Annotated in this window: 6 protein-coding genes; all 6 read right to left on the reverse strand. The window is 29.4% G+C overall.

The window, feature by feature from the left end:
* Positions 1 to 25: 25 nt before the first annotated feature.
* Complete coding sequence (locus Q0138_RS06675) at positions 26 to 361, reverse strand: ParB N-terminal domain-containing protein (RefSeq protein WP_297982373.1); 336 nt, start codon at positions 359 to 361, stop codon at positions 26 to 28.
* A 215-nt stretch (positions 362 to 576) separates the two neighbouring features.
* Positions 577 to 936 carry a helix-turn-helix domain-containing protein gene (locus Q0138_RS06680; RefSeq protein ID WP_297982375.1) on the reverse strand — a complete coding sequence of 120 codons (360 nt, stop codon included), beginning with the start codon at positions 934 to 936 and terminating at the stop codon, positions 577 to 579.
* Positions 933 to 1124: a hypothetical protein gene (locus Q0138_RS06685; RefSeq protein WP_297982377.1), complete on the reverse strand. Its 192-nt coding sequence runs from the start codon at positions 1122 to 1124 to the stop codon at positions 933 to 935. The genes Q0138_RS06680 and Q0138_RS06685 overlap by 4 nt, the downstream gene beginning before the upstream one ends.
* Complete coding sequence (locus tag Q0138_RS06690) at positions 1121 to 1339, reverse strand: helix-turn-helix domain-containing protein (RefSeq protein WP_297982379.1); 219 nt, start codon at positions 1337 to 1339, stop codon at positions 1121 to 1123. Before Q0138_RS06690 ends, Q0138_RS06685 begins: the two co-directional genes overlap by 4 nt.
* A 185-nt stretch (positions 1340 to 1524) precedes the next feature.
* Entirely contained in the window at positions 1525 to 2502 is a 978-nt protein-coding gene (locus Q0138_RS06695) for a hypothetical protein (RefSeq protein ID WP_297982381.1), read from the reverse strand.
* Between the two features lie 180 nt (positions 2503 to 2682).
* Entirely contained in the window at positions 2683 to 3147 is a 465-nt protein-coding gene (locus tag Q0138_RS06700) for a hypothetical protein (protein WP_297982383.1), read from the reverse strand.
* Between the last annotated feature and the right edge of the window lie 42 nt (positions 3148 to 3189).

Raw genomic sequence — 3189 nt, forward strand, 5'->3', positions numbered from 1 at the left:
AGGCTTTTATCCCCATTTTATTCAATCACACAAAAAAAGTGATTGAACCAAAATTTTTTATTATAACTGGTACGACAGAAATTCCTGCTTTTTGACTAGACAAATATCTGCTATTCCCATCCAAAATCAAAAAATCTTTAGTTACAATAATAGGTTGCGATTTATCAAAACCATGCTCTTTCATATCCTGAGCAATGCGTTCTACCTTTTCAGGCTCCTGAGCAAATAATTCCTTGAAATCTTTATCAAACTTAAGTTTTGAGATTTCAACCATCTGTATTCTTTCAGAATCAAACTTGTTCTGAATATTCTGTTTAGCAGCTTCGAAGGAAGTGCTAAGTTTCTTAGTAAAAAAAATCATTAATATGCCTCTTAACTTGTTATAAGAGTTATCCACAATTTTAGTCCGTTTTCTTCTACTACTATTTTTAAATACTTATTGTTAATATTGGGTAAAGTTTTTTAACCTGTTTCTTTTAAAAAACTTTACCTGTTGTGGAAGAAATTTTTACCTGTTGTTTACTTAATGTGGAAAACTACTGGTAAAGAATTTTGACCTGTTGTGGATAACTTAAACTACTTAGTTGTACTAAGCATTTTTTTCTGTTCCTCTGTATCTAATCTGGAAAAAGTTGTCCAATATTCACAATAATGTCTTTTTTGATTTAACCGTGTGTATTGAATTTCTTTTTTGCAGATTAACTTCTGTGTCAATAAATAATTAAGTGCTTTCAAAACCGTTGGTTTAGATTTTCCTGTCCAAAAGGCTAAGTATCTAAGACTTCCTCTAAATACACTTTCTCCATCTTTAGAAAAAGAATGAATTGTTGCATATATTAAAAGATTATCACCTTGTAACTGATATAATCGAACCATCCAGTCTTGAATCGTTATACTTCCTCCATACTTTGGCGCACCAGACGGTTTTTTAATCATCTTTCCAGATCTAACTCCTGACGAACTGCATGTTTTGCATTTTTATTGCAATTCCTTCGTTCTGTTGTAGTAATAGAATAGGCAGTAACACGTCCGTCGTGATAATGGCAGGTTATAACAATTTCGCCGTAATAGATGCCTTTTCGTTCAATATCATTTTTTATTTCATTGAAGATCTGGTCATTCATTGTGCGCCTCCTTCTCTGTGAGAAAGAATAAAGTCCATAACGTCAGTTCTTAGGAAGAAAGTATGTCGACCTATTTTCACCCTGGGTATAGAAGCGTAAGTATCCATAGCATCAATACTAGACACCCCACAATGAAGTAATTCAGCTAATTCATTTCGAGAAAGAAGCAAATCTTTATTGATTTGTATTGTATTTTTTGATTTTGAAGAAACCATCAAAGTCTCCTTATGAGTTGTTTGTCTCATAGGTGTTTGAGACAAACAACAAAATTGAATAAGGCTCAACGAGCCATAATCAAACGTTTGATGGCTATAAGATAAAGCTAATTAGCTTTAAATGAATCTGGGGAACTAAAACAATATTTCCAGTTCTCCAGTCTTTTTTAGGTGTTATTCTTTATTTATTCAAAAAGATTTAAAAATTTTTGAAATTTTATACCTTCTGGAGAATAATATTCTCTTGTTTTTAAATCCATTTTAAAGTCATTTTTCAAAAAATCGGATTTTTTACTTTTACTAATTTCAAAAACTATTACATGCTTTATTAATTGCCAGTCAAATTTTTCATTTCTGTACTTTTCATTTCTTTTTATCTTTAAATACTGGATCATAAAATGATTGTATTTAGAGTTTATAAAATTATTCTCATCAATAATTGATTTATTTATACAGATGTCTAAAAAATCCTCAGGAACAGAAAACATATTTTTAAACTTTTCGTATGTTTCTTCAAAGGTATCATTTTTATACGGATCATTAGATACTTTAAGAATATTTTCTAATTCTTCAAATTCTTTTTGAAGTTCAATTAAACAAAGCTCTGTATTAATTCTGTAAATATTCAGACAGAACAACTTTGATTTCCCACGAAAAGTTCTATATAAACTAAATGCAATAAAGACTTCTAATAAATTCAAAACAGTCAAATACAAAATATTATGAAAAATTATAGATATAGATGCCATATAAAAAAAAGAGAATAATCCTAAAACCCAAGCCCAATAAGTTTTCATAACAGCAGTTAAATCTTTTAAATTTACGTATTTAGAAAACTTTGAAAATATTAGCCTTTTACATTTAAAATTAGTCGTAAGGGGCTTATCGACTTCAATAGATTCAATTAAATCCTTAAAAAAGGGCTGATTGTGCAGTAATCTACTTTGCTTTTTTACTTTTATAGATTCTGGCAACACATGATTAAGTAAAAACTCCTCATAAACTGAGAAATCTTGAACTTCCAATGAAGCTATATTTTCCTCTAATTTTTTAGTATTTTGACATTTTAGTTTGACCATTAATAATAAAAGTACATACTTATTAATATGCTCTGTTTTTTTATCTTGATTAATAAAATTATTTTTCCATTTAAATTCTTTCATAATTTCCTCCATATCCAGATTTTATTATAAAATTCCTTATCTGTAATTAAACTACAAATTTACAATTCCTAGACTGCGCAAATTTGCGAACCTCAAGTTTTTAAAAGTCTATAAATTAGAAACTGTTTTCAAACAGATTTAAAAGAATTGAAGACAGTCTCTAATTTATTAGTTTATTGTTTAAGCAATTCCAAATCTTTGACTGATTTTCTGAACATCTTCTTCAGAGAGATTAAGTTCTCCAAGTTCTAATTTTGCAATTCGTTTGTCTTTAAGAATCTGACTTTTCTTTCTTCCTTTTTCCAATTCCGAAATGACAAACAAAACCCCTAGTTTAAAAGAGTCAGAGTTAATTCCCTTGCCTGTCTGATTTTCTTTGACAGAAGCCTCAGAAAAAGATTCTGAAACTGTTTTCTTTTCACTTGCCTTTATTAACTCATACGCTTTATTCAAACTGATTGAATTGCTTGTAATTTTTGAAAGAATTTCCGGACTAGCCTTTTTTGCAATCTCTCTCATCTTCGAAACTTGACGAGCGGACTTATTCAATTGTCGACCAATGGCTTCATCACTTTTTCCTGTAGCATTAGGATCAGAACGTCTAAACTCATCAAGCTTGATAAATGCATCAAAATATTGGTTCAATCACTTTTTTTGTGTGATTGAATAAAATGGGGATAAAAGCCT

This window comes from uncultured Methanobrevibacter sp. (assembly GCF_937906425.1).
In the GTDB taxonomy this organism is placed as follows: Archaea; Methanobacteriota; Methanobacteria; order Methanobacteriales; family Methanobacteriaceae; genus Methanobrevibacter.